Source organism: Bradyrhizobium australafricanum, assembly GCF_020329495.1.
GTDB classification, from domain to species: domain Bacteria; phylum Pseudomonadota; class Alphaproteobacteria; order Rhizobiales; family Xanthobacteraceae; genus Bradyrhizobium; species Bradyrhizobium australafricanum.
This window is the reverse complement of the sequence record NZ_JAGKJL010000164.1, coordinates 1-1,782: the sequence shown is the minus strand read 5'-3', so window position 1 is coordinate 1,782 and position 1,782 is coordinate 1. Positions and strand designations below refer to the sequence as shown.

Below are 1,782 nucleotides of genomic sequence, written 5' to 3'. Positions count from 1 at the left end.
GCTGCTTCCTTTGATTGCATGCTGGCGGTACGAACCCCGGGAGCTCCTCTGACCGCTCGCGTTGTCGCGGCCCGCGGTTCCGCCTTCCCCTTTGAGAGACAGGGTCGGCTACTCCGATCACGTTCGATTTCGGGGCTATTTTCCCGTTCACTTCATTCCGGCCTACAACCTCCCTGTCTACGCTTCGCAACGGCCGTTACCGGACGCCACGCAAGACTCGGTTCGCGGCTGCTCGCTAGGCTTTGCCGCGGCCGTCATCTCAGACGGCAGACTTCAACGCGCTTGCAAGGCGCAACTCTCGCAGAACCGGGCGTGAGACTCTCGCCTCACCCGGCTCCCATCAGGCAAGCTTGCCGCCATCGCCGAGTTGCCAATGCACAAAGAGCCTGCGCTTCTCACGCGCGATCTTCTCCAGGAAGAGACGCGCGCGTCCTAAACGGTGATGGAAGCGCTTGTACTTTCGCTTCAGCCAAATAGCTAACGTCTGGTTGATGTAGCGTGCCAAAGGATAAAGCGCTGAGCGCGTGTATTGCCCATAATAAGCGATCCACCCCCTAACCATCGGGTTTAGCTCGCGAGCAATATCGTCCAGCGTCACCTCGGTTCGCCTGCGAAGTTTCAAGCCTCGGACCGTCGCCCGCATGGCGTTCAGCGCTGGTTTGCTGACCGCTGGGGTGAACCCACAGAACATCTTCTGCGAATGCGGCCCCAGGACCGATCGTGGCCGGAAGCAATAACCGAGAAAGTCAAACATGACCGTCTCGCTTTTACCTCGGCGTCGATCATCCTTGCAGTAGACGATCCTCGTCTTCGTAGGATGCAATTCCAGGCGGCACTCCGCCAGCCGAGCCTGGAGCGCTTCGCGAACGCTTTGCGCCTCCATCTCATTCCGACAATGTACCAACCGTCGAGTCGCCCGGGGGGAGTTTCACCTCCAGGCGCTCACAGATCCGGACGTGAACGTCTCCGCTCATCCGGCTCTTACCGTCCAGCCGCCGTCTTGTGCAGCATCGGCCAATGGGCCAACAGCGTGGGGGTGCGGCACGCAATGTCCCGTACCCAGTGCTCTGCCCGTCTTCGATGTCGCCGCAGACGTTTGTATTTCGACATCGCCCATCGCGCGAGACATCGGTCGAGATGGCGTAGTGTCGGGTAAAGCGCCGATTTGTAGTACCGACCATAGTAGTTCATCCAGCCTCGAATGATCGGGTTGAACATCCTCGCCAGGTCGTCGATCCTCTTATCCACCCGGCAGCGTAGTTGCCAGGCACGGATTTCCTGTCGGATTGCCTTCGTCGCGGCATTGCTGACACCGGGGCTGAAGTTGACGAAGTGCTTTCCCCAACGGTTCTTCGACCGACGGGCGCGGAACGTGTAGCCCAAAAAGTCGAATTTCTGTTCAGGATAATCACCTCGCCGGTCGTCATCCTTACAATAGACTATCTTCGTCTTGTCCGGATGAAGCTCCAGTCCGCATTCGGCAAAGCGCTTCGCAAGCGCCTCCTTCAGTTGTTGTGCGTGCCGCTCACTGTCGCAATGGCAGAGAATATCATCGGCATAACGCTCGAACGGGATGCTCGGATGATTTCTTCGCATCCACATGTCGAACGTATAGTGGAGAAAGAGATTCGCCATCAGCGGTGATACCACCGAGCCCTGCGGCGTGCCCTTCTCACGGGGTTCAAGGGTGCCGTCTTCCAGTTGAACGGGAGCTTTAAGCCACCGTTCAATGTACAACAACACCCAAGCGCAGTCCGTGTGCTTCCGAATCGCCTTGAGCAA

General features: G+C 58.4%; 2 protein-coding genes. Both read right to left on the bottom strand.

From position 1 onward, the window contains the following. Positions 1-340: 340 nt before the first annotated feature. Positions 341-754, bottom strand: a complete 414-nt coding sequence (locus tag J6525_RS46275; protein WP_225649595.1) for a group II intron maturase-specific domain-containing protein — start codon at positions 752-754, stop codon at positions 341-343. Positions 755-981: 227 nt separating this feature from the next. Further along, positions 982-1,782 (bottom strand): reverse transcriptase domain-containing protein (locus J6525_RS46270; protein WP_249796401.1); only part of this gene is annotated, 801 nt, incomplete at its 5' end.

What these genes read in the sequence shown, in the direction of transcription:
- J6525_RS46275 (WP_225649595.1), bottom strand. Translation starts at nt 754, where the DNA reads ATGTTTGACTTTCTCGGTTATTGCTTCCGGCCACGATCGGTCCTGGGG.